This window comes from Vibrio marisflavi CECT 7928 (genome assembly GCF_921294215.1).
Taxonomy (GTDB): domain Bacteria; phylum Pseudomonadota; class Gammaproteobacteria; order Enterobacterales; family Vibrionaceae; genus Vibrio; species Vibrio marisflavi.
On record NZ_CAKLDM010000004.1, the window covers coordinates 63,689 to 88,331 of the forward strand.

The following is a 24,643-nucleotide window of genomic DNA, read 5'->3' on the forward strand; positions in this document are numbered from 1 at the left end:
AGTTCGACAATTATCTTAATAAGGTAATTACCTTAATTTGATAACTGCATTATTACTATATTTATCACCGTATCGTATTTGTCTTACTGCGTCTCAGACATAAAAATGCCTCTGCAAGCTGGCACTTGCAGAGGCGAGATTAACCCGACCAAACTCAGATTAATCATTATGAATAATATTGAAAATAACTTTCTACATAAAGCTTTTTGTTATTTGATACTGTATACGACCGCTGCAATCAGCATGTATCTCACCGTCTCGTTCATGTATTCACTGGGCGGGTCGGCTGGAATGGCTGTTGCATTTGCGTTTATTGGCGTCGTGTTTGATACAGTCAAAAGCTACACTCCAACACTCATCACTAAGATAGTCAGAAAAGGGCAGGGAACGGCACTTTTACTTGGTGTGATAAGTTTTGCTCTTATTGCTCTCAGCACTGCAGCATCGGTATTCTCTTTACAAAACGGTATTGAGAGTGCCTTGTCTGAGACAAAGGCGGCTAAAGTGACACAGCTAAAAATTCAGTCCTTGAGAGATGAGATAGCTGGCCTTGAAACCCTAAGAGCTAAGCAGCTATCCGTTACTCAAGTGACCCCAGCTGCTAAAACAACCGAGGAAATCACAAGCAAGAGAGAACAGCTAAGCAAGGAGTTAGGAAAATCTGCTTCTGTAACTTCTGACAGCCTTTTATCTTCGTTCTCCACGCCCATTATATTGATCATTGCTATCTCACTAGAGGTTATTTCTATTGCAATGACGCTTTGCCTTGCCCAGCTAAGTAAATCCTCAATGGCGCAGCGCTACGCAGCAGTACAGGGCGCGGCTCCTGTACGTATGGAGTCAAGTGAGACAAGGGATGAGACGGAAATAAGGGAAGAAACAAAAACTGTCAAAACGTCGGTGTCTTCAACTGTCTCGTCAGTGGTTACAAGGAAAGACATCATTGACTACATGTGCGTTGCTTTACGTAATGGTGATTGCTCACCGTCTCACAGGTCGATATTTCATGAGTTCAGAACGTACGTCAAACAAAAGGAAGTGAAGGGATACCTAGAAGAGCTGGCATCGATGCAGGTCATTAGACCAACCAGCAACGGTTCCTATGAAGTGGTTGAAACCAGTTAAACAGGTAAAAAAAAGCCACCAGCATGCTGGTGGCAAAGTGAGATCTATAAACCTATTAGGTTGGTTCTATTGAATGAGTGATACGTAGCGAGAAACCTCTTCAAGTTCTCCATGTTGTAGCTTTAGGGCCATATTGATATTGCCCGTTATTCTGGCGTTTTCAGCGATACCGCTTTCAACCAGTCCTTTTGCCTCAAGCCAACGAGCTATTTCAGCCCAGTCGTAAAGTGGTGCTTTCCCTTGAACCCGTAAGAAAGGGGTAGGGAAAGTGCCATCCCCACGTTCGCCCTTACTGAATTTAGACAGGGCAGAGCGTGTCAGGTTGGATAGCTCGGCAGCGTCAGAAAGTCCAACGTATTGCCCAGCATCCACGCTTTTGATTGTTAATGTTTCTACTTGGCTTACTTGAGCTATTGCGCTCAAGACAGCCGTCTCGTAGTTGTCTGATTCGCGGATAAAGTCAATTATCAGCGTGTTTCCTTTAGATGTAACGGTACAGTCGTCTGCGCCTGCTTCATATATCGCGTCTGATACGATATGACCGTTTTCTACAGTGATGTTTTCTAAGCTAGATGCTACGAGTGCAAATTCAAATTCTTTCATTCTATCCTCTCGAACCAAGAACCAGAGTCTCCGAACTAAGTTGGAAGATAGGCCGCTAGTGCGGCCTAGTATTAGCAAGAGCAGTTATCAACTGAGCGTTTTATGGCTTTAGCGTGATTACCTGCATTTCTTGGTGAACCAAACACACGAATCATACATGTATTTGCGTTATGCTCTCCCTCAGTCTCGTCATTGCAAAGCAGCATGGCAACTGTGTGTCCGTTACCTTTCTTTACGAAGCGCCAACCTTGTTCAACAGCATAAGTGATTGCGTCGTTCACCTCTTTCTTGGAATGGTACTTAATACGTATCTCTCCCTGTAAGGTTAAGTTCAGATCTCATTGTAAAAGAGCAGTCACGGAAACCGTGACAGGTAAGAATGCCTCACCATGTCCACAAGTGTAGACACATTAAGCATGAGTGTCAACACTTGTAGACAAAAGAATGTGAATTTTATATTTGGTTGACGGCACGCGCCTCTAAATCATGGTCTTCTAGTGAGTATTCAAAGTCTTCTATATCGTCTTCGTCACCGTCTCGCACTATAGGATACGTGTGTTTGCTCTGATACATGTAGCCATCTTCAATCTGACCATCTTGGTATGCCCAAGCAGCACAAAGCAGCGTCACTGGATCTGAATACGTGAAGTGATTTGACGTAATTGGGTCTTCGTCATCACCCAACTCATAGCCGCGCTCATTCATTAGTTTCTTAATCGCCCACCAATACGCGCCGTAATTTCGATAGCTCAACGGGTCGTCACTCAGCACTTTGTTAATTCCAGCCAAGTGCTTTTCTATAAATGCTTCCGTTCCTGCATCTGTGATTACTTCGTCAATCAATTTTTTAAAATAATCCGCTGGTGGCAATGTAATTTCAGTAATCATATTGTGAATGGGGATTGCTCCCCACCTCCGTTGTTTAAGCATTGTTTAGTAGTGTGTATAGGGCGTCTAAATCGCATTTCGAGTCGATAAACCACCAACTTCCAGCAAACTGAGAACTTGCGTCCGCTCCATAGGTTGCTTTGTAGGTATCCTTATTTTCTCGATTTGCCCTGCCAGCAAAGCAAGTACCTAGCGCACCCGATTTACCGTTTAGGTCTTGTAGAGCAAACTTGCTATACGCCGGTATAGCACTTGAGAACGTCTTTCTGCCGCGTTTAGATTTCCACGCTAAGTCTTCCGTTACTGGCTTCAACACTATATTAAGTTCACTCAACTTATCGCCAAGTGACTCTAAGTTATCAATATTGCCGTTGTTTAACTCAGAAATCTTCGCTTGTTGCCTTTCTGTCAGTGGCACTTCACTTGCTGGTGCACTGTGCTTACTTAAGATTTCATCGATCTCTTGAAGTACGTCTGAGCGGTAGTAATTGAATGCAGACTCCCATTTATACAGAATCGTATTTAGCTCATGACCAGAAAGCAAAGCCAGTCCATCGCCATTAGTGAAATCACTTCGTTTCAGCACTGATAGATCGGCAGCAACTTCTATAAGGGCAACTGAATCATTGGAATCATACAGAGGACGCAAAGCCTTTATAAACGCATGGCCTGCCTTGTATTTACGTATTAGAGGGACAATGCCTTCCAAGCGTTTTAGGCGACTTGGGTCGTTACTTACTAAGTCAGTGTACGCCGCAAAAGCAGTGTCCATCAGCTCTTGTCTGTGTGCAGTGGCTTTCTCTCGCAAGTCTGCTTTGTAGTCACCGAATACGCCAAGTGCAGTCTTACGTATTTCTTTCCGGTTGGTGTATCCAGACCACTTGAGGTTATCAATGTGAGTGCTGGCCGCTTTAACGTATGGGTGAGAGTCAAAATACATACCCGCTGACGTTCTCAGCGCTTGCTCGTAGTCGTCTTGGTGAGAAGTCTCATATTGTGACAACTCCAAGTTTACTCGAGTAAGAACGTCCTCAGTGCTTGCTTGAGTACCCGCATCGATAACTTGTTGCTCCCAATCTCGACCTAAGAAGAATTGCCTATGTAACTCTGAGATTAACTGGTCCCGACCAATGTCTTCGTAGGATTTAACCAACTGTTTGAGCATTGCATTGGTTACTGTTTTGTCTGTTGGGTCTGGATAAACAAGCGTTGCACCGTCTTTAAGATCCATTCCGTATTGGGTCTTAAATTTTCCATCAACGGTTTTAATTAACGGGCTTGAATCCATGCCATACTTCTTAAACTTACCCTCGGCTGCATACTTAAAGAATGTTTCTCTATCAAACGTGTTAGCAATTTGATGAAGAGGGACGCCGCCAGCTGCAAGCGCTTCGAGTTCGGCTTCTGACTGGTTTACATCGGCCAGCTCGTAACACTTCTCAATTGGAATCTTTTTGAAAGAGCCCTTAACGCTTACGTCATCATTCTTTGACTGCAAAATGCCTGACACTAAGGATTTAACCCGATCGATGTCTGTAATAGTGATTACTATATCGTCCTCGGGCGCATCATTGCTCCATGAAGAGCTTGCCTTCGCTTTGTAAGTAAAGCCTTTACGAACCACAACACCGTTCTTAGTGGCGTAGTTGGCCGCATTGGTAAAGATATCTTCGTAACCGGATAGAGTGCCATCATCAATGGATTGCTGGATAGCCGGCTTCAATCGCTTCATGGTTTGCGCAGCACTCTTGGATTGCTCAATGGTTTTTTGGGCTTTAATCCTGTACTGCTGCAGTTTGAATAGCTTGTCTTTTTCTTCTCTGAATCGCTTCGCTTCCCAGCTGTTACCGACTTGGCCATCAGCACGACTTTTCCAGTTTTCGACTTCTGTTTGCTGCTTCTCAATCTGTACCGAAAGTTCTTTTATATCGTCACTGAGTTGTGCAGTGTCCGCTTTGGCTGCAATGGTTGCTTTAATGTACTTACTCACGTTGATACCAGAGACACGCTGCATTTCTTGTTTGATTTTGCGTTCGCGCTCTTTCTTGGCTTGCTCAATTCTTGCTTTCGCTTGTTCTGGATCTGCAGCAAGCATAATCGCGGTTTCGCTACCATCATCCATATTGCCGTTATCTACGGAGTCATCATCACCATTGAACAAGTCAGAGATCCATTTCGCTTTTCGCTCGATAGTCGATATACGGAAAGCATCAAACGAGCCTTTGCCTGCGTAGTAGTGAACATTGACCTTCTTAGCTTTTGAACCCACGCGAGCACCGCGACCATTACGCTGAGTTAAACTGGATGGCGTCCACGGTAACGTTAAGTGATGGATATCAGTCGTACCATGATGCAAGTTAATACCAACTTCGCCTTTTTTGTTCAGTACCATGAACTTATATCGACCGGAGTTATAAGCTTTGGCCAAACCTTCTAAACCATCAGATTCATCGTCTTCTGTCGCTTTAGAGCCTTTCTTGCCTGCAACTGTGTCACTGTTGAGAATGCCAATTTCTGACAATTTACAGCCAACGTAGTCAGCAATAATGCGAGCAATTTTAATGTGCTGGGTCTTCTCTTCTGTGAATACCAGCTGCTTGCCACCGGCTAGATAGACTTCCTTGGCATTCTCTAGGAACTTGGCATATTTTGGAGAAACAGGGTGAGTGAATTTCAACTTGGCTTTATCGGCCAATGCTGAGAACTTCCCGTCTAGCTCCTGTGTTAATACCAATTCAGCGAACTTGCCCTTAATGCTTAGGTCGTGCTCTACAGGAACGTCGACCGTTTCCATTTTAGCTTTGCCCTTGGCATCTATAACGGTCTCGCCAGCTTCGTCCCTTTGCTCGCGCTTCACTCTGATTGTTTGAGGAAGATTTTCAAGCAGTCCTTGAACGGCCTTAAATTTACTCTTTGCAAAGCGATACGTGATCACTTGGTTGTAGAGGTCCATATCAGTACAGGCCTGGTCCATTTTTCGAATCAAACCAAATACTGTGTCGTCTGGGTGCTCTTCTATGATGTCCTTGTTTTCAGGTTCGTCAGGATTACTAAGGGCGTCAGCTCGATGGCGTAGCTCTTCATAGATTTCTTTCTGCTCGTCGCTCATATCGACGTAGCTGGTGGCCGTGTCTAAATCCGGGATATGAACATCACTTGCGACGTCTTGAATATTTTTGCTTGTGACATATCGACCGAAAACAGAACGTAGGGCTTGTAAGTTCTGGAAGCCTAAAAGTGCTTCCTTGGTTTCAACTGAGCCAGACAACTTGGTAACTGCAGTTTCGCCGGTGCGACCGAATAAGCGAATGAAATCATCAGAATCTACAATGCCCATTTTTGCGAATACGTCAGGCGGCAAGATCTGATTAAGCATGTTGAATGCATCAACAGGGCTGTTAACGGTTGGTGTGGCCGTTAGCATATATACGCCTTTACCATCATTTCTCGACTTAATGTGGTTGTTCTTGATCTGCATGTCGAGAGCGCGATCGGCTTGAGCAGCATTAGGTAGGAATGCTAGACGGTTGCCATATCCACCACCTTTGTAGCTATTTCGGAAATCATGAGCCTCATCAACCATGACATTATCGAAAAGCAGATCTTCAAAGTAGGGCAGTGTTTCATTCTTCTTGGTGCCATCGTCAGCGTGCTTGGCTTTGAACTTGGCATTTTTCTCAGCTTCTCGATGGTTCGTAGCAATTTTTACGTATTTATTGCTCTTGGCCACCAATCCCGCATCAACCATATCCATTACATTTTCAGAGATTGTTGAGTCTTTTAATGGGATGCGGTTGTAGACGTCTTTTGTCATGACAACGACGCGAGCATTGGATTGAGTTAAATCGTGCAGCTGTTTAGCAATCTTTTTCCCGTTAGTGTCAACTTTTAGCTTGGCTCTCAGTATTGGGTTGCCTTGCTTGTCGAGCTTCTTATTGCCGTCATCGTCTAGCTCTGCTTCACGTAGAATCTTGCCGTTTTCATCTTTTTCTACGTCAAGGCCAATGAACACCTTGTCGCCCAAGTTCTCTTCACCAAAGAACAGATCGGACTCATAAAACCAGTTCTCTAGGACAGACTTAGGCACCACGATAGCAACACGACTCGCTTTTTTAGTTTGCAAGTTATGCGCTATTAGGCCGAGGCCGGTCAGTGTTTTACCTAACCCAGTACCAAGCGCTAAGATCCCGTTTCCATCGGCACTGTGTTTGCGAATGGTTGTATTTTGGTAAGGCATTAACTCAACAGCACCGGAAACACCTTCCAGGTTTAACGCTGTATCATCATGTTCTGGCTCTATCCATGAGTTGAACTTGTTGTTGTAGTCATTTTCTAGGCTATCGGCATGTTCGCTGGTTGCTGCCCACGCTGAAAATTCTTTATCTAAATTGCGGATTCTTTCACGAACTACCGCCTTGCCGGCATTGTCAGCACCACCACGAACAGCGCCAGTATTGAGATAAGACTCAATTTGCCGTTCAAAGCTTTCATCTTCTTTATTGATCTTCTTGCCGTCTCGCCACCGGTACCCAGTAAACGTCGTACCTTGATCTGATACTTCAAAATCTTCGAATCCATCCTCATCGGTAGTAAAGCTACCTAGCTGGAAGTGCGCATATCCTTGATCGTGTAGGAACTCCAGTAAAACGTGTCTAGGTATCCACTTGTCAGTGAGTTTCATGTGGACCTTGTTAAGCGATATCGTTTTACGCTTTTTCTCAATCAGGTCCATTTGACGTTGAATATTCGCTTTTACTGCTTCGCTCTCTGTTGCTGAAAGCATGTCAGTAAGTAGCTTAATCTTTGAAGTAATATGACCGCTGGTGGCGTGATGAATGGCAGAAATGGTCCCATCGTTATTGACCGCCACACCTTCCATTGCGGCTAATTGGTCGAGTAGGGCATCATCATCTAAATCATTGAGTGGGCTCTTGTAGTATGCGCGAATGTCTTCAATAGTGACCGATGTCTTAGCCAGCTCGCGAGAACAGAAGTGAAGCACATCGCCAATATCGGCATTGTTGTACTGTCTGGTAGCTTCTACGCGTAGTGAGCCTTTGAGTAAGTCTGAAACTTTGCCGTTTTTGTCGATCGACGAACGATAGGAGTGCCAATCTGATAGCAATGATGCATCCACGCCATCGATGCCAGAGACGCGAGAGCCAAACTTAGCCTTGAGATCGATAATGTCCTCGGCCAGCTGCTTTCTAAACTGTTCGGTCTGAAAATCTTCATTCTCATCACCTGCAGCTACCATGGACGAGAGTGTTTTTATTCGCTTGCCGGCGATGATCCCTTGGAATGCATGGTCTCGATACTGAGGCTTAACTTTTTCAACTTCCCTAATAAGCTTTTTAAATTGAGGTTCGCATAAATATGAGTAGTCTTCGCTGAGTTTAAGTGCCTGGCTAACGGTAAGAGTGCTCATTGAATGGTATGAACCAGTTAACGCTCGTACTTCACTTGTATGTTCAGCGCCATAGGTTGCCTTATCTACTTTGCCAGTTTTGGCGGCATCAGGAAAAGCTACCCATTCGCCATTTTCCATAATCATTTGCTTGCCGTTATGGATTCGAGTGTCACCTTCGCCGTACTTATCACTCACAGGTTCCACGGTATCAAGCTCATCCCAAGCAATACGAGTATCAAATTTGTGAGAAATCGCTTTTGCTATTTGTTCATTGCTTCTATTGCCGCGATCAACAATCTTACGAGCAAAGCGACCGGTACCTTGCACCGATTGTTCGCCATTGATGAAGCGTTTACCGTCACGGTCAAACCACTTGCCATCTATCCAGGTATCCCAAAGAACGCTTGAAGACTTCAATAAATCCGCGCCGGCGTTATCAATTTTGTCTTTTGCTTCTTCGGTATGCTTACGCCAGATAACAAAGTCAGTCACAACACTGGTATCGGCAAAGGTACCCGTTGGCAGTCGGTGAGCACCCAAGAACTCCGCTTTCATCGAGAGCGATAAACGCCATTTACGCAGTGACTTTTTATCGACGATTCGAGTTGGAAGCACCAAAGCAATCAATCCACCAGCTTTTGCCTTGTCGATAGAGCGGGTAACAAAATACTGATCAGCATCTTTGATGGACTTGTACTCGCTATCTTTCATTGCACTTTCGCCGCGAGCGCCGTAGGGCGGGTTGCCAATTACCAGGTCAAAACCCTCAATGTCGGGATCTGAGGCCACCTGTTCAAAACCACTATTGATAACGTGATCGTCTGGGTGAAGAATTTGGTTGATGGCAGAGCTTGTTTTGTCCATTTCAATAGAAGTAACCAGGGTGCCTTTTGGTTTTGTCTCACTGAATACCCCAACGCCAGCTGCAGGTTCCAATACAGAGCCGTTTTCAAAGCCGTAGGCAGATAATGCATCCCACGTCGCCTGGGCCACCCATTTTGGTGTGTAATATTCATTGGTTGAACCGCCAATGCCTCCCCAGCCGGTGTAGTTTCTGAGCATTAGTCGCTCTTCATCACTAATTTTTGAGTAGTCGCCATCGACTCGTTTTAAGATGTGTACCGCTAAATCATTCGCTTTAACGCGAGTTTTCCCTTTTCTTGTATCGCTGATATCAAGCACCAGGAAGCGCTCGAACAGAGCCACTAGCTCGGAAAAGCTGGCTGCTTTCCTTATGTCATTTTTGAAGTTAATTCCCATTGTGATTCCCTGATGAACCTAAAAAAAAGGTAAAAAAAAAGCCGAGCTGAATGCCCGACTTTTTGCTTACCCCCACCTAGAAAAACGCCACTTGTTAAATGAAAAAAGTTTTTATAGGACCGGCCTAGTATTCCTAACAGCAAGAGCTTAAACAAGGGTAAAAATTAACTGAATATGTGTGTAACGCTGGCCTGCACTGGTTGTTCCCGTATTATCAAACCACCCCTACAGATACAAAAACGTCTTAATTTTGAGGTTGAAATGGCTAAGCGGTCAAAGAACGACAAGATGAGTTTTGGCTCAGTCCTAAAGGTAGCGTTTCCGTTTTACAGTCCTGATGATGACAAAGAGAACAGCACCACTTATGAAAGTGGAGCTGGCTATACTGGCTCAGCTTTTCATGAAAGGGAGAAGTACACTCCAGATGCTAACAGCTCGCTTGTCACTAATGGCCGAAGCAATACCGACAGGCTTTACATGCGTAAGCTGCCTAACGATAGGTTTTTACGTTATGACGTCTACAAAGAGATGGAAGATGACAGCACGATGTCTGCTGCGCTTGATGTCCATTTATCCAATGCGTTATCGGTACCCTCGACAGGGGGAATGTCGGTATACCTAAAGCCTAAAGACGACAAATTCAATGAATACGTTGCTCAACTCAATAGAGAACTCATTACGCCCATAAATGCCAACTTGATGAACTGGTGTTACACCATGGCAGTGTATGGCGTTAACTACGTGAGGCCGTATGTCGAAAAAGGCAAAGGTATTACGCATTTAGAGGCAAACTATTACACATTGCCCAATCAGATTAGAGAGTATGAGAGAAGTGGCCAGCTGTGTGGGTTTACTTCTGAGCAATTAAAAACACGTAGGAACGGCGATCAAGTTCGACTTGCTGAGCCCTGGGCCTTAATTCCGTTAAAAATGCCGGTTTGGCGTCCCGATATGGATATAGAGCCGATCAACTACACTGGTGAAACGTACTCTCTTTATTCCGATGCTCACACTAGAAAGCCAATAGAAACTCAAAACTATGGCACATCGATGCTGCACACAAGTTTTGAGTCCTGGTCGATGCTTCGACAAGCCATAGCTTCATTAGGCTCCAGTCGTGTGAATGCTGCAATGATTGACCGACTAATCACGGCGAACACTGACGGCCTTGACGCTGCCAGGGCTGCAGAGTACATCAACTTAATCGCTGAGCAATTGAAAAAAGACAGGCAAGAGGTTGTCACTAAGTCTCAAAAAACCGGTGTTTTGCCTACAGTGATGAATACGTTAGTTCCCGTTTTAGGTGGCTCTAAAGGTGGATTGCAAATCGAAACGTTCTCTACGGACCCAAATATCAACCACATTGAAGACATCATGTTTCATCTAAAGCGAATGGCTGGTGCTTTAGGTGTTGATAGTTCATTGCTTGGTTTTGGCGATCTGTTAAGTGGTGGCCTGGGTGATGGTGGCTTTTTTAGAACTTCGATACAAGCAGCACTAAGAGCGAATCATATTCGTAGTGCCTGCGTTGCTTTTATCAAAAGGGCAATCGATATCCATACTATTTTCCGTGATGGGAAAGTGTGGCATGACGAGGATGCGCCATTCGAGATTCGCTTTAACTCACTTAATACAGCGATACAGCAAGAAGAAGCCGCCGCTCAAGAGTCCAATGTTAACTACGCAACCACTTTGGCTACCGTTTTAGATCTCATTGAAAACTCACCAATCAATAAGAGTGAAACGTTAAAAACGCACTTGTATACCTCAGTTTTAGAGATGGAGCCTGATTTAGCTAAGAAGGTAATAGGGGAGCTTGCCAAAAAAGTAGCGGACGATAAGGGCATGATGGAGTCTTTAGGGATGGATACCCCAGAGGATGCAGAGCGCTACGTTCGTGACGTAGTTTTAGATTTACTAACAGACCTAAGAGAATAAACCAGTGGAAAGAAAAATACTTCGAAAGGTAAAGGACCGATTCAATCTATTTAATGACGGTCGTAAACTCAACAGTAACAAGCGTAAATACGTTATCAAAGCGGTGCAGTCTATGATTGAAGCTGCGCAAACCAATGAATTGTTAAGGCTTGGCGAGGCTTATGGTTACTATGGCCACCAGCCCAGGCAGCGAGCGAACAAGTTAAGTATTGGCGAAACCGAAGTGATTAATATCAAAGGTCGTCCAGTAGTTGTTGAAAATGTCCCTTCAAACTGCACAACGTCGTTGAGCTGCAGTGATGATGGCATTGTGACTCACGAACAAGACATATTCGATACGCCAACGGGGCGAATTATCGATTCTTTGATTAAATCAGGGGTAGGGGGTTGGTCCTGGGCTACGAGTGGTCGCGATGGTAGTTCAGCTGGTGGTGAGTGCATCACGAACAACTATTACGGGATGGACTACGTACTCCAGCCGAATTATCTGTCACTCGATCACCCTCAAATGATGATGGAAAGCACCCAGCAACACGATAAGTTACTCGAATCACTGGCGTCCAATGGGTTCGACGATGACAGTGCAGATAACATTATCAAGTCATTTAGTCGTCAAACTGCTAATCCAGAGCGCATAGCAGAGCTGGAAACGGAAACCATGTATCTAGAAGGTGTGAACGCTTCACTAGAAGAGGAAGTTAAGGCACTGAAACGAGGCAAGGATATGCTGCTAGAGGCCGTAGAAAGCTTGCCTTTTTACTTAACTACCGAGCAGAAAGATGCCATAAGCAATTTGTCATCAGAGCGAGATCTTAAGGTTATCTCGATGATGTTCGAGTCGGTTGGAGATAAAAAGCTTAAGACGTTTGAGCCGGCTAATGCTACCGTTTCAGCCACAGGCGAGAAGATGAAGCATGAGATAAATTACTCAGGTACACGTCGACGCTTTAGCTAATTGTGAACTGGCCCAAAATATAAGATCCATTTTGGGCCTGAATCGCAATATAAAGATCCAATAAAAACGGTTCTTTGTGCCTATTTTTACGCAAAAACCGGTGCTACCTGGTCAATGATTTATGTACTAATTAGGACTTATCATTCCTCATTTTTCGGACAAATAGCCTTCAAAAAAATCTTATTACGTCTATAGCGCAATGGTCGCCAATCCCAGCCGCAAATCGAAACGGCATCATATACACCCACAATGTAGCTACACGCACGAACAATATTTACTCCAGCTTCAAAGTTCGCCTTCTCATCAACAATGAGAGTCAGTGCGCCATTACTCTTTTGCTGGTGGATTCGGAAGTAACACCCAGACAAAGTTATTAACAGCTCGCTAGGAACGACAGGGGCGTTTTTCGCTGGTGCCTGTTTGCGTCGCCTGGCTTGTAATACCTCGTTTGCTTTCTGTTGCAGCTCTGAAACTATCGATTCTTTTGATTTCATTTGTTCACACTCTTACCCACAAAATATTTGGTGTTAGGAATAGTACAGAAGTAAAAAAAGACTAATCAAGAGCAAAAAACGCAGAGGGTGGAATGTGCTCAGTTTTTATTCGTTAGGAATTCATTACTAGCAAATGCTTGAAGATCATGTGGCGAATGATCAATAATGGCGCCAGCCGCAGGGATAAAAAAAGGCCGAACACCGAAATGTTCAGCCTTTCTCCAAAATCTTCACGGAAGTTGGCGCTTCCGTGATGTGGTTAGAAAACTAACCTGCGCTGCAACAAAGGGTATCAACAAAAGTGGTACCAAAAAACCGACTAAGTTTTTGAACAATGTAAGACAGCAAGCCCGTCAATTATAGCAACGGGCGCTGTTCGTGGCAATATAGAGACGGAATTTACATGAATCTCAATGAAATGAGCTATGTAGAGCTAAACCCTGATTTCATCAACAGTGGGTTTAGGACTCAAGCGAAAAATATCACTCTCACGCTCCCAGCGAACATGCGCAAAGTAGCATGCATGATGCAATCTATCTCTCAGCACATACTCAAGTACGGTGCGACTTGCTTTGCGTCATCACATCGCCTTTTATCTATCTACAACAAACATGCCTCAAACTTTGGCGTGAAGCTCATCAAAGAGCGCACTTTGTATAACATTCTCAATCACGTCCAATCGCTCAAGTTAATTAGCCGTACCACAAGAGGAAATCAGGCAACTGGTCAAACACTTAGAGACGTAACGATCCAGGTGAGCGAGTTAAAAAATGTCTTCTCTGGTGTGTATAACTACGCTTTGAGCTGCGCTAAAAAACGTATTAATCGCCAAAACTTGCAGTCGGGGCGGTCCTCAGTGAATAAGTGCTCTAATCCCAGCAATAACAAGGGCCAAGAGGCTGAGACAGATCAAAAAATTTGCAGTAGAAGATCAAATGATCTCTCTAGAGAGAGAAAGAATATAACTAATAAGGGAATCCCATCATTCTCTTTTTATAAGAAATTCTTTAAGCAAGATGCTGAAACAGTTCAATCTCTGCAGCAAGCAGCCAGGAACGGCAATATCTCTGGTTCGGGTGCCAAGCTGCTTATTGGCCTGCATAACAAGTGGGGCTATGAGTTAAAGAAATCTTTCCGTAAGTACCTTGGCTATGTCATTAAAACGGACGCAGAGACTAAGCCAGACGTCCTGGAGCCGAGTTGGACCAATATGGCATGGTTAGAGGCCCGTATTGCCGAAGAAGAGCAGGAGGACGCTCTAGGCGACGCTGTGATAGCGGGTGAGGCTGAATACTACCGCGATCATATGGGAAGAATCCAAGTTCGCTATGTGACGCCGTAGAGGGCTATAAAGCTCTTTCGTTTGCTGGTGCGCCCTGTATTGGGGTAATAACATGTTGCACGTTAGGATTGTCTGTATATAGCAATTGAGCGGGTAGGTTCGATGTCGATAGCCATAAAAAAAGCCACCCGAAGGCGGCTTTCTAGTTCCCAGAATTCTTTATTTTAGTGATAACGTTCTGTCTGTTAGCGTGAATAGGCTATCGGATAGCTCCTTAATCAGTACGTCGACTTTCATTCTCAGTCTTGATGCGATTGCATCAACGTCGTTATTGCCTTTTTTCACTTCAACCATCACTGAGTAGTCAATCATTCTCTCTACTTTGGCAGTGTGCGCACGTACATTTGCTTGAATCTTTGCGTGTCTTTCTTTTGCTGTCATTTCCATTATTCGTTCCTCATATGAAACCAGTTTGTTTGCAGGGGTTAAGTTAAGGCAAAATCCTATGACATTCAAGGGTTTTATTTTCCTAACGTTTAATTTATTATGTGTATCACACAAAAGGCGTTAGGAATGGAATGAATGGAAGATGAACTATCAATGTCAAAGAGTACGTTTCTTGATTTGCGTAGGAAGAAGCGCGACAAGAACAACCCATCAATTCTTGATTCCTTTCCTAAGGTCCAGGACAAACCAGAGCCAGCCAAACCAAAAACAGCGGGTGATAAGTTAAAAAAGTGCCCATCATGTGACGGTTCTAAAAAGATTGAGGGGCTATTTCGCTCATTTGAGTGTGCGGTCTGCGAAGGCACCGGATACGACCTGTCCGATCACGTAAACATCATTAAATACCAGCAGCAGTGTATGGATTGGGCGAAAACCCGCATCACAGCACTGCAAGTTGAACTAAGGAACGCTCGCATGACCGATGAAGAGCGAGAGCTATTGAAAGCAAGCAGTGTGAGGAAGTTTTATGAAGGCTGTAACAGAAAAGATTAACCAATTGCGCTCGCCAGAGCACCGGAGTCAAAGAGCAATGCGAATCAAACGAGCACGCTTACATTGTTATCTGTCCAAAGAAAAAATGGCTGCAGGCCTTGGTATTACTCCTGCTACGTACAGAAGAATAGAGGAAGGCGAATCAGAGCCAAAGGCCACAACGGTTGAGCTGATTGCTGAAATCACAAAGGTGCCTAGAGAGTGGTTGTTCTTCGCTGATAGCTCCAAGTTATCTCATCCTCAGAAATGCGTATTAGAAGGAGTGTTGTAGTTATGTCCAGGACAAGAGCCAAAGAAAAAGCCAAAGCAAAAACACCTAAAGCTATCGATTTGCACAAAATACTCATGCGAATGACGAACCGCGCTCTGCATAATCTTCGTGAAGATATCCAAGAAACCGACTTTACCGACAATCCCGATCTCTTTCACTTCTCAGTCCGATGTATCGCCATCGAGAGCGGGAGCGATTGGTACGATGTAATGCATGCGCTTTCTGAGAGTTCCTTACCCTGGCGAGCAAAAGATTCAGAGACTTTTATCTGGCTGAACGATTTAGAAGAGCGCTTGCTCAAATTCGCAGCTTAATTTCGCTTCCCCCCGTCTATGCGAGTAAACACCATGCAACAAACACAATCAGAGCACTATTTCACTGTAGATCTTCCGTGGGATATCCCTGCAGAGGTTCTTCCTCACGTTGATAATCTAGAAATCGACGTTATCAAACTTCAACAGCACATCATTGATGAGCAAACATTCAAACTAAACCAGCGTCAAGGCTTTGCTGATGTTGAGTTAAAAGCCAAGTACGAAGCACTTCTCAATGAGAGAACAGAAATTTTAGAGTCAAGAAGTCGTGCTTATGCCGAGACTGATTACATGCGAGACAAGCGAAATGAGTCTGATGAACTTGCTAAAACCCTGGCTGGTGAAAATGAATCACTCAAGATAAAGCTCAACTCTGTACTGTCTGAGCGTGAAAAGCTGCAGAAAGCATTGAAGCTCGCGAATGATGAGATAGAGGGCATCCCTACGCTTGTACAAAACAAGGTTAAAGCTGAATTGGCTAGACTTGGTGGCATTGTTAACAAGAAAGAGCTTGATCAGCTTAAGAGCGATCTTGAAAGAGTGAATAACGAACGGTCCCTGGCTGCAGACAAGAATAAGGCTCTGAATAAAAAGTACAGCCAGCTTGAAAAAGAGCACGCCAAACAAGGAGAGAAAGTTCAAGGGCTCACTCAACTTACAGAGTCACTAATTCGTCAGAATGAAGCTAGCGAAGCTGGTGTATTAAACGCTGATGATAACTACAAAAACTTCATCGAGCACCTGGACGAGCAATTGCATTACATCGGCATGCTTAATCAAGAAAACGAGCAAGTTAAAAACGACAACCTCTACTTAACGTTGATGAAAGAACATGACGACCTTAAGCCGGTGTTTAGTGCCGATGGCTGGAAGGCGTACATCTTGAGCCGTGTGACTGCTTTGTTTGATGGTGGTATCGAACCTGATCACTCTTACGGCCTGGCTCATGTTATGAACTCTAGGGGCGAGGGCCATATTGCTTTCGTTGACACTAACGGCCAGCTGCAGATCCCCGAATCAGTTCATGAAGCAATACGACTACCGAAAGAACATCATGATGCGTTGGTATCAGGCATTAAATCTCTTTCTGTCTCTGAAATTGAAGCTGCAGTAGCAAACAGTACTGCTAGGACTCGGAACATCGTTCGTAACGCCAGGCTGTTAGATCTCGATTGGACCAGGGCGGTAGAAGTCGTCGACATTGGCAAGCGCTTAAGCAAATTCATCAATCAAGACCAGCTGGTGAACGTCGTCAATCAATTAGAGAATGCTAAAAAGCTCATTCCTAGAAACCAAGCGGCGGTGAATCGAGTGAATAAACGCTTTGGGACCAACTTTGTGCTGGCGAACGCTGGCAAAGGTAAATCGAAAAGGAAGGGCCGGTAATGGGGAAGGGAGCACCTAGATTTGGCTTAGATTTTGTTGAGCAGCAAGTGACTAAGCGTAAGAAATGGAAAAAACGGGGCGTCAAAGCTGGCCATGGTGGCGACTTTGACATTGACGGCCCACTTAAAGAGTTAAATAGAGCAGTTAAACCGCTGGTGGAAGTCCCTGAATGTGCAGCAGCAAATACGGCACCAGCTGCCTTGTCAGTGACCACTGATTCCATGCCCGATTGGGCTTTAACCATTCTTCGCTCTGATACTGATATTGCCAGGGCGGTCGCAGTGAAAGGGACCAAGTTAGAGTCCCCGCATAAAACCAGGCTAGCTCAAGGAATTAAGGTGCCTGATTCGCTGCGTGATGGCAAATTGGCCGAGCATTGGCTCCAAGTTCGCTTGTTTTACACTATTGAGACTCAGTTTCCCAAGGCTTACCCGCATATCTTTGCAGTGCCGAACGGTGGGCATAGGGCCGCAAAAACGGCGTCTTATATGCGTTATGAAGGACAAAAGAAAGGTACCCCTGACATTGTTCTACCACTACCAAGAGGTTGTTATCACGGCATGTTCCTGGAAGTAAAAACAGATAAAGGAACAGTCAGTAAGGAGCAAAAGCAGAAACTCGAAGAGTATTCAGAGCTTGGATATTATGCGGTAGCTAGTAAGGGGTTTGAGGCTTGCATAGCCCAGATATCTAGCTATCTCAGTTTGCCCTTTTTTGATGGTAAAAGTAGAGTATAAGGAAATACCTACAAAAAGGGCTGTTTATGCTAGCCAAACATTACCGAGAAGTAGGCCGAAAACCTTTAGACCTGGACGGCCTCAACTGCACAAAATCAATCCGCAACTTCCTGTGTGATTGGCTTTATGAAGATGACTTGCTGTTAAGTTACCTACCAAACAATGAAGTGGGCTCAGCGACGGCCTATAAGTGGTTAGTCGGCGGCTGGCGTTGTGAATTCGATTCAAAGACATCTAGCATCATCACTAAGGACCGCGTGAACTGGCGCGTTATGCGCGATCTCTTTGATGCTGGCTTATTAGAGGTCCGGTATAAAATCAATCCCCCTAACGTTCGCTGTATCGTCTTTGGTTGGACTCCAGAGATAAAGAAACTACAGAGGCCTATCGTCAATCGTTTAATCTTCAATGAGAACTTCAATATTACCTCTGCGCTGGTGGATTCACTGTGTGCCATTTATGGGATTAGACTTCGCTATATACCGGCCAAAGGGTTATTTGAATTGATTCACGATGACGGCGAGCCGATAGCCAATGGTGATGCAGAGAGAACCTGGATACTTTCAAACAAAGACGGCAATCCAGTTAGTCGATTTAAAGATATGACGTTTGATGAGTGGGAAAACGCCATCTATCAAGCGGGGAAACGAGCCAAGACTCTCAACAAGCCCTTACCGGTACCGGAACAGTATTTCGGACACTTATCCAAGTTCAAGCGGAACGGGTAGACAATATAACTAATTGAAAGGTCGCAAAAGCGGCCTTTTTTTGTTTGGTATCTATCTAAGGCGTTAGGAATGTGTATACTCTTGTAAATGAAATCAAAAGACTCCAAAAAAATCCCATTCACACCAGCTCAAAGACAGGCACGCCACAAACGCAAGCTTGAGAAGTTTGGTATCAAAAAGATTGGATTCAAAGCAAGCAGAAGCCAGCGTGAACTTATCCGGTTAGCTGGTGAGCGAGCCAATTGTTCCAGTCGAGAGGAATTCATCTTGGAGGCGATCACTGTATATGCAGAGTCGCTTGGTTTATCACTTGCAGAGATTAATAAGGACTTGCTGGCCAATGAAAGTATTGAAGCGTGAAAGCTTAGTTAGCGAAATCAGAGAGCGTGTAGGAATACACAAAGAAGAAGCCACCGACATTTTAGATGCTTTCTTAAAAATCGTTGAAGAAGAAGTGATGGATAAAGGGAATGATGTTGCCCTGGTTAACTTTGGTCGCTTTAGTCGTGTGCATAAACGCGCTCGTATGGGAAGAAACCCTAAAACAAAAGAGCCGTTTGAAATTCAAGAACGTTCGCTATTGAAGTTTCACCCAGCAAACAAGTTCAAGTCTAGAATCGAGGGAAATTATGAGTGAGTTAATCAATAAGCCAGCCATCATCGCTAAAATTGCTGAAAGAGTTGGGAACACTGACAAAGCAACAATTGAAGATACGATTAATGCCATTGAGCTTGCGTTTGTTAGCGCTCTGAGAGACGACAAAAAGATCATTCTTCGTAAGTTTGGTGAGTGGCATTGCACAGTGAGAGAAGGCAAGTGCAAGAACCCGCGCACCGGTGAGGCGTTAGGCATTCGCTCAACTCGCGTCGTCTACTTCAAGCCAAGTAAGCTTATCGCTCGAATGGGAGCGGCGTAATGTCATTAAAAGCAATGGTTATTGCTCTTCGTATATTTGCAATTACAGCTTTGCTTACCTTATCACTCTCCCTTATTGGGGGAGTGTATTCGTTCTATTGGCTGGTGCTGTATCCAAGCGTCGAAAATCAAAAGATAGCCATGGAAGTAAAACGAGTAGAAGCACTCTCAGCTGTAACGTGCACGCCAAACCAGGAAACCTCAAGTAATGGAACTATTTAAACAAGATGCGCTTGAGTGGCTAAAGTCTCTCAATGATGAAAGTGTCGATTTGATTATTACCGATCCACCCTATGAATCCCTTGAAAAGCACCGAAAGAAAGGGACCACAACCAGGCTCAAGCAATCCAAGAAGTCGAGCAATCTATGGTTCAGCGTCTTCCCCAATGAGCGATTCCCTGAGTTACTTACCGAGTTATACCGAGTTCTTAAGAAAAATCGCCATTTCTATTTAATGTGCGACCAAGAAACGATGTTTATCGTTAAGCCAATGGCCGAGGCTGCAGGGTTTAAGTTCTGGAAGCCGATTGTTTGGGACAAAATGTGCATGGGAATGGGGTATCACTATCGCGCCAGGTATGAGTTTGTATTGTTCTTTGAAAAGGGCAAGCGAAAGCTCAAAGACCTTGGAATGCCTGACGTGCTGGCACACAAACGTGTTCATAGGGGCTACCCAACTGAAAAACCAGTGTCATTATTTAAAGACCTCATTCACCAAAGTGGCAATGAGGGTGAAACTCTTATCGATCCCTTTTTTGGTAGTGGCTCCGCGCTGGTGGCCGGTCAAGAACTGGGGTTATCGGTTAAAGGTAATGATGTTAGCGATGATGCTCATGAACACTTAGAAAAAAGGCTATTGGAGTTGTGTCATGTTTGAAGAGCTACTTAAGCTGGTGGTGTGGGATGAGCCATTGAGTGATGTGCCTGATGGTTGGACGCAAAAGCAGACCATTATAGAAAACTGGTTTGTAAAGGTTTGGCATCCAAGCGCTGGAACCTTTGAGGCGTCCGCTACGCATATGATAGACAACACTCGTCATCGCCTGGGCTTGTCCGAGCCCAAAGACATGGACAAGGCCTGCAATATGGCCGCTGAGATTGTCATTAGCACAATGATAACCTCAGCAAAAGCCTAGTTCTGCGAGTCGCAATAAGCGTTAACAATGGCGCTCATTGCGACCGTTCTTGAATGGTATTTCTTGGCCATTTTTTCAAAGCTATCCGCCACATCAGCTTCCAACCAGGGGCTTATTTGCTTGGTACCAATCAACTCGCCATCGAGCACCACGGCGTGTGGCTCTGGCAGTTCACCGGCCATCCTGGCTGCTTTTACAGCTAATGCATAGATGTTGGTAAGCGACGTTTCCCGTTCTACTGACAGCGTTAACGCTTTGTTGTGAGCGTATGCAGATAACCGGACCTGCAGTGCGCACAATCCTTTTTCGACTTGGTTCTCCCTATAAAATGCCTGTCGGTTACGTGATTTTGCCAATGCTCGCTGTCTCTTTCTCGTTGCTGCTTTCAAGGTATTGCTCCGTATCAATGCAGCGCTTTGCCTTAGTGGGGGTAGGCATTATTATTTAACTTGTTCTCGACTTGCTATCCATTCATTGAGTTCAGACAGTAGCCAAACAACAGTGTTTCCTCTTGGAGATAGTTTTCTGCGCTTCGGGAATAGTCCAACTTGCTCTAATTTCCAAGCTTGACTGCGAGAAATGCTGGTTAGTAATTGGCGCTCTTTCTCTCTCACCAGGCGATCATGAGCTGGTATGGTTATATCTGCTTCTCTAGTCATCGTTATTTCCTTTTATCTCAATTAGCCGATTAGGCATTAAATATCGTTACACTCGCTTCGGATTGTATCTTGCTTGATGTGCCTTGCAACAAAATAAAACGAATTTATGTCTCGTTTTTATTCCTTGGTTTGCTGATTCAGCCCTTTAAGTTCGGGGCTTTTATTGCCTTTTGAATTGCAATAGTATTCCTAACATGTTTATTTTTTAGGAAGTCAAATGGCTAGAGCAAAGGTCAATTACAAGGAGCACCAGCAGGCGTTTAACGCGCTACTTATGGATGAACCTGGCCTACGATTGGTTGATTACTGTGAGCGTGCAGGGCTCAAGTATGCGTCGGTGAGGCGGTACCTCAAGAAGCCGACAAAAGCTGAAATACTGGCAATGCAGAAGCAACAAAGCTCTGAGAACAAGCCGAGTAAGGCCACGCATGATTGGGTAGAAGTTGTCTCTAAGTTCCTTGCTCTTGCCACTAAAAATCCCTCGTTAACCATGGCGGCATACGCCAAAGAAATCGGCGTTAAGCCGGCGTCATTTCGTCGTAATGTGGGTGAAATGCGAAAAAGGGGCGACTTCCGATCCCTGTTCGATCGCTACGACCGCCAAATGGAAGAGTATTCGCGCATCACCAGCACAAAAAAGAGTAAAAGGTCAGCCAAAACAACTGCTAACAATTCGCGGGGAAGTGCGCACACGATCGCTCATCAAGAAGAGATGTGCACAAATAGGGGAACCCAAACTGCGCATTCTGCGCAATTTGATGCCATAGATGATCCCATTTCGGTCCCCAATCGTGTGCATGGTGGATATTGCGCATTAGCGAACATCGATGAAGAAATCTTTGATGCAGTTTCAAAAGTCGATCCCTTATCGGTTACTCATGAATTGCTCCTGGCCAGGGCTCAACTACTCACAATGACCAAGACCATAAACGGGCGAGTAAATGAGTTGAACAGGCTCAAACGGGAAGGCATTGAAAGCGTCAATGATGGTGGTGAAGACAATGAGCCCATAGACAAAGTGATTTATCGGTACCTGTTCGGCTTCAACCAGCGCTTTAGAGAGCTGGAAGTGAGCATCACCAATATGGCCTCGCTAGAGAACAAGCGTCGATTTGATGCCAGAAAGCAGAAAGTAGCCGAATTGATGCTACCTGGTTTGTTACCAGCAGCAGAAGCCAAGCTCGTCACTGAATTACTCCAGCAAAGAGCTAAGAACAATTGGGATGCAGTCACCACCGCTACCCACATCGAGAAGTTAGGGGCCAAAGTCCCTGCAATGCTGATTCATGAAGCTAAACACGAACTCGCGACTGCAGAGCCAGAAGTCGAGGACGACGGAATGACTCTAGAAGAGCTGGACCAAATAAGCCTAGAGTACCGACAAAACCAGCAATCCATTCTTGATGAGTGGAAGCCAAACCGAATTGCAGAGCTGCAGAAGCTAGCAGAAGAGCAAGAAGCGAGAGAGAACGGTGAGAGCCTGGAGGGGAAAGGTTATGACAGTCTCGATGACGGCTCTAAAAAAACCAAAGCGTTTGATGACTTTGACTCGCTAGATAACTTAGAGGTCATGGGTTAGCACTATGGCCAAAAAGAAGATAAGAAGCATACTCAGCGATCCAAGATATCGGGACTTTGTTAAACGGTACCGCTACGACTGGATACGCTTTGCCGTTGAAGTTATAGATTTGAAGCCAAGTTTCCAGCAAAGAGAGATCCTAACCTCTGTACAAGAAGAGGGCTCTAGAACGTCGGTAAGCTCGGGCCACGGTACCGGCAAGTCACATATGACTGCGGCGATGCTTATTGCTTACATGGTGTTATTCCCTGGTTCTCGCGTAATCATTGTGGCGAACAACGAGCGTCAGACTCGAATAGGTGTATGGAAATATCTAAAGATTTGTTGGATTGAACTGACTCAACGCTTTGGGTGGTTACAGCAGTATTTCATACTTACCGATACTACGTTTTATGCCAGGGAAGCCAAGGGAGTTTGGGAGGCGGGTGCGAAATCATGTCGCATTGGTAATGAGGAAGCACTGGCGGGTGAGCATGCGGCTAGACTGTTTCTAATTGTCGATGAGGCCTCGGGTGTCTCTGATAAAGCGTTCTCTGTCATGACGGGTGCTTTGACTGAAACTGATAACAGAATGCTGTTACTTTCTCAGCCCACCAGACCGTCGGGTTACTTCTATAGAACGCACCATGAATTGGCCAAACCTAAAGGCGATTGGACGCCAATCGTACTTAACAGTGAGCACAGCCCGTTTGTAAGCATCAAGTTCATCATCAGTAAGCGACTAGAGTACGGCGGCACTGAATCCCCTGAATACCTAATCAAAGTTAAAGGCGAGTTCCCGACGACCGTCGCCGGTATGCTGCTTAGTTATACCGCTCTAGAGAAAGCGTCCAGAGTGGATGTGGATTTACCGGATGAATGGGGCTGGGTGGCCACTTGTGACGTTGGTAATGGCCGTGACCGCTCTATTATCAATATCTGCAAAGTGGGTGGAGACAGAATGCAGCGAGTAGTTAAGAACGAGCGAGTGCTTGAGCAACCATCGACTGTTGATCCTGTTCGCTTTGCTGACATCATTCATGCGGAGTGTAGTGAGGATTTATACCCTAATATCACGCTGGTGGTTGATAGTGACGGGGTAGGCTATGACACGGCCACTTGCTTAGAGCGCACGTACAATCGCCGCGTACAGCGTATTCACTGGGGGCTTAAGATGTTCACCAGCGCAGACAAGAAACGGTTTGTGAATAAGCGTGCGTTTGCCAACATCATGGCCAGGGATGCGGTTAACCAGGGACGAATGAAGATAGACCGCAGTACCAAAACTAAGGACCAAGCCTCAAAGATACCGTGTGGCATTACTGAGACGGGTGCCTGGGCCATGATGCCCAAGAAGGAAATGAAGGAAAAACTCAATATACCTTCTCCAGATAGATGGGATACGTATTGTTTCACTCAATTAGCGGATTACATACCTCATGAAGAAATCATTACTCAAGAAATGTTAGAACAGCATGAAGAGGTGGGTAACTGGGTATTAGAGGGGACCGATGTTTAAAAGATGTGAGTGCCAACATTTTCCGTGTTAGCACCTCTCTTCCTTGATTGATAGTTTTCTCCTTTTATATACCTTTCGGTTAGTACTTAGTTAGCTATGTATTTAGTTAACTAAGTCTTCGTTCTCGGGTCTAATTTTCGCTTCATTAGTCCCTTTCTTTTCTTTGGCTTTCTTTCTATGCAGCTCCACTACAGCTTCATCATAGAGGTGGCCATTAAGCTCTAATGTGGATTCAATTGGATCAATTCCATCATAGAGAGAGTTTCTTTGGTCATTATATCCATCAATTATCTTAAAGCTGTCATCCAGTGCGCTTGTATGCTTAATCGCAATCAAGCCACCAGCAGTTACCCTAACTTTCTTAAGTTTAGTGGGTAGCTTGGTTTCTCTTTGAAGTTTTATATCTTCATAAGTTAGATACATAGCAATTAAGTCTTTATGACTTTGGTTACGAATTCTAAATTC

The 24,643-nt window shown here is 44.8% G+C and carries 27 protein-coding genes; 18 read left to right on the forward strand and 9 right to left on the reverse strand.

What is annotated here, in order from left to right; genetic code table 11:
- The first annotated feature begins 168 nt into the window (after positions 1–168).
- Positions 169–1,125, forward strand: coding sequence for a hypothetical protein (locus L7A31_RS21625; protein WP_237363990.1), 957 nt, complete (start codon positions 169–171; stop codon positions 1,123–1,125).
- Between the two features lie 66 nt (positions 1,126–1,191).
- Here the strand turns inward: L7A31_RS21625 and L7A31_RS21630 are convergent, their stop codons facing one another.
- From L7A31_RS21630 to L7A31_RS21645, 4 genes are all read right to left on the reverse strand, one after another.
- Positions 1,192–1,728, reverse strand: a complete 537-nt coding sequence (locus L7A31_RS21630; RefSeq protein WP_237363992.1) for a helix-turn-helix transcriptional regulator — start codon at positions 1,726–1,728, stop codon at positions 1,192–1,194.
- Between the two features lie 71 nt (positions 1,729–1,799).
- Entirely contained in the window at positions 1,800–2,009 is a 210-nt protein-coding gene (locus L7A31_RS21635) for a hypothetical protein (protein WP_237363993.1), read from the reverse strand.
- Between the two features lie 172 nt (positions 2,010–2,181).
- Positions 2,182–2,616 (reverse strand): hypothetical protein, encoded by a 435-nt coding sequence (locus tag L7A31_RS21640; protein ID WP_237363995.1) that lies wholly within the window; start codon positions 2,614–2,616, stop codon positions 2,182–2,184.
- Positions 2,617–2,650: 34 nt separating this feature from the next.
- A complete protein-coding gene (locus L7A31_RS21645; RefSeq protein WP_237363997.1) occupies positions 2,651–9,286 on the reverse strand; it encodes an SNF2-related protein in 6,636 nt (2,211 codons plus the stop codon).
- 261 nt (positions 9,287–9,547) lie between these two features.
- On the opposite strand from L7A31_RS21645, the gene L7A31_RS21650 reads away from it, so the two are divergent.
- The gene (locus tag L7A31_RS21650; RefSeq protein ID WP_237363999.1) at positions 9,548–11,224 is read left to right on the forward strand and encodes a portal protein; all 1,677 of its coding nucleotides are present in this window, start codon (positions 9,548–9,550) and stop codon (positions 11,222–11,224) included.
- A 4-nt stretch (positions 11,225–11,228) separates the two neighbouring features.
- On the forward strand, positions 11,229–12,179 hold the full coding sequence (locus L7A31_RS21655; protein ID WP_237364009.1) for a head processing protein: 951 nt from the start codon (positions 11,229–11,231) through the stop codon (positions 12,177–12,179).
- A 140-nt stretch (positions 12,180–12,319) separates the two neighbouring features.
- On the opposite strand, the gene L7A31_RS21660 is transcribed toward L7A31_RS21655, so the two are convergent.
- Positions 12,320–12,673, reverse strand: coding sequence for a hypothetical protein (locus L7A31_RS21660; RefSeq protein ID WP_237364011.1), 354 nt, complete (start codon positions 12,671–12,673; stop codon positions 12,320–12,322).
- Positions 12,674–13,076: 403 nt separating this feature from the next.
- Here L7A31_RS21660 and L7A31_RS21665 point away from each other — a divergent pair, with 403 nt between their 5' ends.
- A complete protein-coding gene (locus L7A31_RS21665) occupies positions 13,077–14,015 on the forward strand; it encodes a hypothetical protein (protein WP_237364013.1) in 939 nt (312 codons plus the stop codon).
- A 159-nt stretch (positions 14,016–14,174) separates the two neighbouring features.
- Here L7A31_RS21665 and L7A31_RS21670 read toward each other — a convergent pair whose 3' ends face one another.
- A complete protein-coding gene (locus L7A31_RS21670; RefSeq protein WP_237364015.1) occupies positions 14,175–14,402 on the reverse strand; it encodes a hypothetical protein in 228 nt (75 codons plus the stop codon).
- Positions 14,403–14,537: 135 nt separating this feature from the next.
- On the opposite strand from L7A31_RS21670, the gene L7A31_RS21675 reads away from it, so the two are divergent.
- The 12 genes from L7A31_RS21675 (at position 14,538) to L7A31_RS21730 (ending at position 20,442) form a co-directional block, all read left to right on the forward strand.
- The gene (locus L7A31_RS21675; protein ID WP_237364017.1) at positions 14,538–14,954 is read left to right on the forward strand and encodes a hypothetical protein; all 417 of its coding nucleotides are present in this window, start codon (positions 14,538–14,540) and stop codon (positions 14,952–14,954) included.
- Positions 14,929–15,225 carry a helix-turn-helix domain-containing protein gene (locus L7A31_RS21680; RefSeq protein ID WP_237364019.1) on the forward strand — a complete coding sequence of 99 codons (297 nt, stop codon included), beginning with the start codon at positions 14,929–14,931 and terminating at the stop codon, positions 15,223–15,225. Before L7A31_RS21675 ends, L7A31_RS21680 begins: the two co-directional genes overlap by 26 nt.
- A 2-nt stretch (positions 15,226–15,227) precedes the next feature.
- Complete coding sequence (locus L7A31_RS21685; RefSeq protein ID WP_237364021.1) at positions 15,228–15,539, forward strand: hypothetical protein; 312 nt, start codon at positions 15,228–15,230, stop codon at positions 15,537–15,539.
- Between the two features lie 33 nt (positions 15,540–15,572).
- Positions 15,573–16,925, forward strand: coding sequence for a hypothetical protein (locus tag L7A31_RS21690; RefSeq protein WP_237364023.1), 1,353 nt, complete (start codon positions 15,573–15,575; stop codon positions 16,923–16,925).
- Positions 16,925–17,662 (forward strand): VRR-NUC domain-containing protein, encoded by a 738-nt coding sequence (locus tag L7A31_RS21695; protein WP_237364025.1) that lies wholly within the window; start codon positions 16,925–16,927, stop codon positions 17,660–17,662. The genes L7A31_RS21690 and L7A31_RS21695 overlap by 1 nt, the downstream gene beginning before the upstream one ends.
- 26 nt (positions 17,663–17,688) lie before the next feature.
- Complete coding sequence (locus L7A31_RS21700) at positions 17,689–18,390, forward strand: hypothetical protein (RefSeq protein WP_237364026.1); 702 nt, start codon at positions 17,689–17,691, stop codon at positions 18,388–18,390.
- An 87-nt stretch (positions 18,391–18,477) separates the two neighbouring features.
- On the forward strand, positions 18,478–18,750 hold the full coding sequence (locus tag L7A31_RS21705; RefSeq protein WP_237364028.1) for a hypothetical protein: 273 nt from the start codon (positions 18,478–18,480) through the stop codon (positions 18,748–18,750).
- On the forward strand, positions 18,731–19,027 hold the full coding sequence (locus L7A31_RS21710; protein ID WP_237364031.1) for an HU family DNA-binding protein: 297 nt from the start codon (positions 18,731–18,733) through the stop codon (positions 19,025–19,027). Before L7A31_RS21705 ends, L7A31_RS21710 begins: the two co-directional genes overlap by 20 nt.
- Positions 19,020–19,307 (forward strand): HU family DNA-binding protein, encoded by a 288-nt coding sequence (locus tag L7A31_RS21715; RefSeq protein ID WP_237364033.1) that lies wholly within the window; start codon positions 19,020–19,022, stop codon positions 19,305–19,307. Before L7A31_RS21710 ends, L7A31_RS21715 begins: the two co-directional genes overlap by 8 nt.
- The gene (locus L7A31_RS21720; RefSeq protein WP_237364036.1) at positions 19,307–19,528 is read left to right on the forward strand and encodes a hypothetical protein; all 222 of its coding nucleotides are present in this window, start codon (positions 19,307–19,309) and stop codon (positions 19,526–19,528) included. The genes L7A31_RS21715 and L7A31_RS21720 overlap by 1 nt, the downstream gene beginning before the upstream one ends.
- On the forward strand, positions 19,515–20,183 hold the full coding sequence (locus L7A31_RS21725) for a DNA-methyltransferase (protein WP_237364038.1): 669 nt from the start codon (positions 19,515–19,517) through the stop codon (positions 20,181–20,183). Before L7A31_RS21720 ends, L7A31_RS21725 begins: the two co-directional genes overlap by 14 nt.
- Positions 20,176–20,442: a hypothetical protein gene (locus tag L7A31_RS21730; protein WP_237364040.1), complete on the forward strand. Its 267-nt coding sequence runs from the start codon at positions 20,176–20,178 to the stop codon at positions 20,440–20,442. Before L7A31_RS21725 ends, L7A31_RS21730 begins: the two co-directional genes overlap by 8 nt.
- On the opposite strand, the gene L7A31_RS21735 is transcribed toward L7A31_RS21730, so the two are convergent.
- Together L7A31_RS21735 and L7A31_RS21740 are read right to left on the reverse strand one after the other, a co-directional pair.
- A complete protein-coding gene (locus L7A31_RS21735) occupies positions 20,439–20,831 on the reverse strand; it encodes a hypothetical protein (RefSeq protein ID WP_237364042.1) in 393 nt (130 codons plus the stop codon). The two genes, L7A31_RS21730 and L7A31_RS21735, sit on opposite strands and share 4 nt — an antisense overlap.
- A 51-nt stretch (positions 20,832–20,882) precedes the next feature.
- A complete protein-coding gene (locus L7A31_RS21740; protein WP_237364045.1) occupies positions 20,883–21,101 on the reverse strand; it encodes a helix-turn-helix transcriptional regulator in 219 nt (72 codons plus the stop codon).
- A 217-nt stretch (positions 21,102–21,318) separates the two neighbouring features.
- Here L7A31_RS21740 and L7A31_RS21745 point away from each other — a divergent pair, with 217 nt between their 5' ends.
- Together L7A31_RS21745 and L7A31_RS21750 are read left to right on the forward strand one after the other, a co-directional pair.
- Positions 21,319–22,680, forward strand: a complete 1,362-nt coding sequence (locus L7A31_RS21745) for a hypothetical protein (protein WP_237364047.1) — start codon at positions 21,319–21,321, stop codon at positions 22,678–22,680.
- A 4-nt stretch (positions 22,681–22,684) separates the two neighbouring features.
- Positions 22,685–24,178, forward strand: coding sequence for a terminase (locus L7A31_RS21750; protein WP_237364049.1), 1,494 nt, complete (start codon positions 22,685–22,687; stop codon positions 24,176–24,178).
- A gap of 102 nt (positions 24,179–24,280) precedes the next feature.
- Here the strand turns inward: L7A31_RS21750 and L7A31_RS21755 are convergent.
- Positions 24,281–24,643, reverse strand: a 363-nt coding sequence (locus L7A31_RS21755; RefSeq protein ID WP_237364051.1) for a hypothetical protein, incomplete at its 5' end; no start/stop codon positions are given.

Bases quoted from the DNA above. Each gene is read 5' to 3' on its own strand.
- L7A31_RS21725 (WP_237364038.1), top strand. From the start codon at position 19,515: ATGGAACTATTTAAACAAGATGCGCTTGAGTGGCTAAAGTCTCTCAAT.
- L7A31_RS21690 (WP_237364023.1), top strand. From the start codon at position 15,573: ATGCAACAAACACAATCAGAGCACTATTTCACTGTAGATCTTCCGTGG.
- L7A31_RS21750 (WP_237364049.1), top strand. From the start codon at position 22,685: ATGGCCAAAAAGAAGATAAGAAGCATACTCAGCGATCCAAGATATCGG.
- L7A31_RS21745 (WP_237364047.1), top strand. From the start codon at position 21,319: ATGGCTAGAGCAAAGGTCAATTACAAGGAGCACCAGCAGGCGTTTAAC.
- L7A31_RS21685 (WP_237364021.1), top strand. From the start codon at position 15,228: ATGTCCAGGACAAGAGCCAAAGAAAAAGCCAAAGCAAAAACACCTAAA.
- L7A31_RS21665 (WP_237364013.1), top strand. From the start codon at position 13,077: ATGAATCTCAATGAAATGAGCTATGTAGAGCTAAACCCTGATTTCATC.
- L7A31_RS21705 (WP_237364028.1), top strand. From the start codon at position 18,478: ATGAAATCAAAAGACTCCAAAAAAATCCCATTCACACCAGCTCAAAGA.
- L7A31_RS21645 (WP_237363997.1), bottom strand. From the start codon at position 9,286: ATGGGAATTAACTTCAAAAATGACATAAGGAAAGCAGCCAGCTTTTCC.
- L7A31_RS21730 (WP_237364040.1), top strand. From the start codon at position 20,176: ATGTTTGAAGAGCTACTTAAGCTGGTGGTGTGGGATGAGCCATTGAGT.
- L7A31_RS21630 (WP_237363992.1), bottom strand. From the start codon at position 1,728: ATGAAAGAATTTGAATTTGCACTCGTAGCATCTAGCTTAGAAAACATC.
- L7A31_RS21670 (WP_237364015.1), bottom strand. From the start codon at position 14,402: ATGGAAATGACAGCAAAAGAAAGACACGCAAAGATTCAAGCAAATGTA.
- L7A31_RS21700 (WP_237364026.1), top strand. From the start codon at position 17,689: ATGCTAGCCAAACATTACCGAGAAGTAGGCCGAAAACCTTTAGACCTG.
- L7A31_RS21720 (WP_237364036.1), top strand. From the start codon at position 19,307: ATGTCATTAAAAGCAATGGTTATTGCTCTTCGTATATTTGCAATTACA.
- L7A31_RS21710 (WP_237364031.1), top strand. From the start codon at position 18,731: ATGAAAGTATTGAAGCGTGAAAGCTTAGTTAGCGAAATCAGAGAGCGT.
- L7A31_RS21640 (WP_237363995.1), bottom strand. From the start codon at position 2,616: ATGATTACTGAAATTACATTGCCACCAGCGGATTATTTTAAAAAATTG.
- L7A31_RS21715 (WP_237364033.1), top strand. From the start codon at position 19,020: ATGAGTGAGTTAATCAATAAGCCAGCCATCATCGCTAAAATTGCTGAA.
- L7A31_RS21675 (WP_237364017.1), top strand. From the start codon at position 14,538: ATGGAAGATGAACTATCAATGTCAAAGAGTACGTTTCTTGATTTGCGT.
- L7A31_RS21660 (WP_237364011.1), bottom strand. From the start codon at position 12,673: ATGAAATCAAAAGAATCGATAGTTTCAGAGCTGCAACAGAAAGCAAAC.
- L7A31_RS21680 (WP_237364019.1), top strand. From the start codon at position 14,929: ATGAAGGCTGTAACAGAAAAGATTAACCAATTGCGCTCGCCAGAGCAC.
- L7A31_RS21625 (WP_237363990.1), top strand. From the start codon at position 169: ATGAATAATATTGAAAATAACTTTCTACATAAAGCTTTTTGTTATTTG.
- L7A31_RS21695 (WP_237364025.1), top strand. From the start codon at position 16,925: ATGGGGAAGGGAGCACCTAGATTTGGCTTAGATTTTGTTGAGCAGCAA.
- L7A31_RS21650 (WP_237363999.1), top strand. From the start codon at position 9,548: ATGGCTAAGCGGTCAAAGAACGACAAGATGAGTTTTGGCTCAGTCCTA.
- L7A31_RS21740 (WP_237364045.1), bottom strand. From the start codon at position 21,101: ATGACTAGAGAAGCAGATATAACCATACCAGCTCATGATCGCCTGGTG.